Origin of the sequence: Persicitalea sp. (genome assembly GCF_041751555.1) — a bacterium.
In the GTDB taxonomy this organism is placed as follows: domain Bacteria; phylum Bacteroidota; class Bacteroidia; order Cytophagales; family Spirosomataceae; genus Persicitalea.
The window spans coordinates 1-3,305 of record NZ_JBGSXF010000548.1; the positions used below are offsets into that span (position 1 = coordinate 1).

The window sequence follows — 3,305 nt, forward strand, 5'->3', positions numbered from 1 at the left end:
AAAGGAACCGATGAAGATTTTTTCGATCCCGAAGTCCTGCGCAAGGCCCGCGCCTTGTTGCCGCGTCCGATGGCCGACACGCAAGTGTATTGCCAGTACCAACTAGGTGATGTGTTGCTCTACGGCTACGTCGATGTGGTAGGTAAAACTCTGGCCGTGGATCTGAAAACCACGGGTCGTTACTCGCCGGGTCGCTTCACGTACAACCACCAGAATTTTTATTTACTGGCTCTAAAATCAAAAGGCGTCCGTACTTTGCGTTATGTCATCACCGATTTTCAGGAGGTTTATCAGGAAAACTACGATCTGAACATGGATTTCTCGGTGCAGGAAAAGCAAATCCAAAGCTTCCGGGAATTTTTGGAAGAACACCGGGAAGTGATTGTGGATGGGAAGATATTTAACGTAAAAAAATGAAACGTCCTCTTATCCGCCTAACATTTCTTCTTGCCGCTCTTATTGCTATCAATTGGCTGGCTTCATTCGTCTCGGTTCGCTGGGACTTGACGGAAGACAAGCGCTATACCGTGTCGGACGCCACCAAGCGGCTGCTGGAAGGGCTGGATCGGGATGTGAAGGTGACGGTCTATCTGGCGGGCGATTTTCCGCCGGGTTTCGAGCGGCTGGAAACGGCCACACGCGAGACGCTAGAGGAGTTCAAAACCTACGCCGACGGGCATATTTCCTACCAATTCATCGACCCTTCCGTGGCTCCCACCGAGGAAAAACGGGGACAGCAGTACCAGCAACTTGTCGAAGCAGGGCTTACTCCCACTAATCTATTCGACAATGAAGGGGGAAAGCGCACCGAGAAACTGGTTTTTCCGGGAGCCATCGTCGAAGCCGATACGCTGGCGGTACCCGTGCAACTGTTGAAGGGAAATAAAAGTAACTCCTCCGAAGAACAGTTGAACCAATCATACGAGGGCGTAGAATTTCAACTGGCCACCGCCATTCGGCAGTTGGTGCCGGCCGAACGCCAGCGGGTCGGCCTGGTCGTGAGCCACACTTCCGCCTCACCCGCCGGGTTTTCGGACCTTATCGCCACCATGCAGCAGAAATACGACGTGTTTCTGGATGTGAATAATCCGGCTTCCTACGATGGGCTCGACGCGCTGCTGGTGCTGAAACCCGACCAGCGGTTCAGCGATGAGGAGAAGTACAAGTTTGACCAGTTCGTAGTGAACGGCGGCAAGGCACTGTTTTTCGTGGACGGGGCCAAAGTGGATACAATTGGGTTGGAAGGTACTTTTGCCCAGCCGCTGGACTTGAACTTGAGCGATTTGTTTTTCAAATGGGGTATTCGTCTTAACGCCAATTTAGTTAAGGACATGAATAGCGCGGCTATTCTGCTCAACGTCGGCAATCTGGGCGATCAGCCCCAACTCAAACCGCTCCCGTGGCGGTTTTTCCCGCTCCTCAATAATTTTGGTAATAGCCCCATCACTCGCAATATCGACGCCATTTATACCCGTTACCTCAGTTCGCTTGACACCGTCGGTGGGGCACCGGGCATCAGACGTACGCCCCTGCTACAGACTTCTCCCTATACTAAAACGCTCAACGCCCCCGTGCTGGTGGCCTACAACGAAGCCCGTCAACAGCCCGAGCCGAGCGAGTACCAGGGCGGCGTGAAGTTAGCGGCTGTGCTTTTGGAGGGCAATTTTGTTTCTTTGTTTCAAAACAGAATCTTGCCAGAAGACCCGCGCCGGGCAACATTTAAAGAATCGGGGGCTGCGGGTAAAGTACTGCTCTGCGCCGATGGCGACGTAGTGGTCAATGATTTCGACTTCCGCCGCAACACGCCTTTCCCGCTCGGCTTCGACCGTGTAACGAACAATATTTTTGGTAACAAAGATTTCATCCTGCACGCTCTAGACTACATGCTCGATCCTGACGGGCTCATCACGGCTCGTACGAAGCAAATAAGCATCAGGCAGTTGAATAAAATTCGGGTGCAGGAGGAGCGCACCAAATGGCAGTTGCTGAACCTGCTGCTACCGATCGGACTGATTGGCCTTTTCGGGGCGGTGCGTTACGGATTACGGCGACATAAATTCGCGCGGCAAGGCTGACGGCTTCGTTATTTTTCTTACTTTTGTCCCCTTACGTCCAAAAACCCGTTCTTGACTCGAAAACCCTACCCAAACCCATAATTTCACCTTATCAAAGCCTCTGCGTCTTATGAAGTTCGTTGTCTCTTCCTCAGTGTTACTTAAACAGTTGTCGGCTATCAACGGCGTCGTTTCGACCAATCCCATCGTACCGATTCTGGAAAATTTCCTTTTCAACCTTGAAAACAATACCCTGACGGTCACGGCGTCTGACTTGCAGACGGTAATGATTACGGAAATCGAGGTAGAAGGAGGGGACAAGGGAGCCATCGCAGTACCCGCTAAGTTGCTGCTGGACACGCTGCGCGGATTACCCGAGCAGCCGATCACATTTAATGTGGATGAGGAAACCTTCGGCACCGAAATCGTGTCGGACAACGGACGCTATAAGCTTTCCGGCGAGAACCCCATCGACTTCCCAAAGACACCCGGCGTTAACCGAGGCCAGTCGGTCGATTTTTCTTCGACAGCATTGGGAACTGCCATCGCAAACACCATTTTCGCTACCAGTACCGATGACTTGCGTCCGGCCATGACGGGCGTTTTTGTGCAGATCGGTACCGAAAACGCGACTTTCGTCGCCACCGATGGCCATCGTTTGGTCCGCTACCGCCGCACCGACATAAAATCTGAGGCAGATACCTCGATGATTATCCAGCGTAAGGCGCTGAACTTGCTCAAATCGTGTTTGCCTGCTGAGGATGTGCCCTTAAAGGCTGAATTCACGGCCTCTAACGCATTTTTCAGTTTCAATAACATCCGCATGATTTGCCGTCTGATCGACGAGCGATTCCCGGACTACGAGAACGCTCTGCCGACAAACAACCCCAATACGCTCACCATCAACCGGATGGAGATGCTGAATTCGCTGCGACGGATTTCGATTTACTCCAACCGCACCACGCATCAGGTACGTCTCAAGATGGAGCCGGGCAAGCTCTCAATCTCTGCCGAAGATCTCGACTACTCCAACGAGGCCAATGAAAAGTTGATGTGCGAGTTCAACGGCGACCCGATGGAGATTGGTTTCAACGCCAAGTTTCTGATTGAGATTTTGAGCAATTTGGTTTGCAAGAACATCACCTTCGAACTCTCTGCCCCCAACCGCGCTGGACTCATCATTCCTGTGGAGCAGGAGGACAACGAGGATATTTTGATGCTGGTGATGCCGGTGATGCTCAATACTTACGC

At 52.2% G+C, this 3,305-nt stretch carries 3 protein-coding genes; all 3 read left to right on the forward strand.

Translation table 11 applies throughout. The annotated features are described in order from the left end of the window. The coding region (locus ACEW8P_RS19715) for a hypothetical protein (protein WP_373514789.1) at positions 1-417 on the forward strand (417 nt) is incomplete at its 5' end. After that, positions 414-2,075 carry a gliding motility-associated ABC transporter substrate-binding protein GldG gene (gldG, locus tag ACEW8P_RS19720; protein WP_373514790.1) on the forward strand — a complete coding sequence of 554 codons (1,662 nt, stop codon included), beginning with the start codon at positions 414-416 and terminating at the stop codon, positions 2,073-2,075. The genes ACEW8P_RS19715 and gldG, both read left to right, overlap by 4 nt. A 109-nt stretch (positions 2,076-2,184) precedes the next feature. After that, positions 2,185-3,305 (forward strand): DNA polymerase III subunit beta (gene dnaN, locus ACEW8P_RS19725; RefSeq protein ID WP_373514791.1); only part of this gene is annotated, 1,121 nt, incomplete at its 3' end.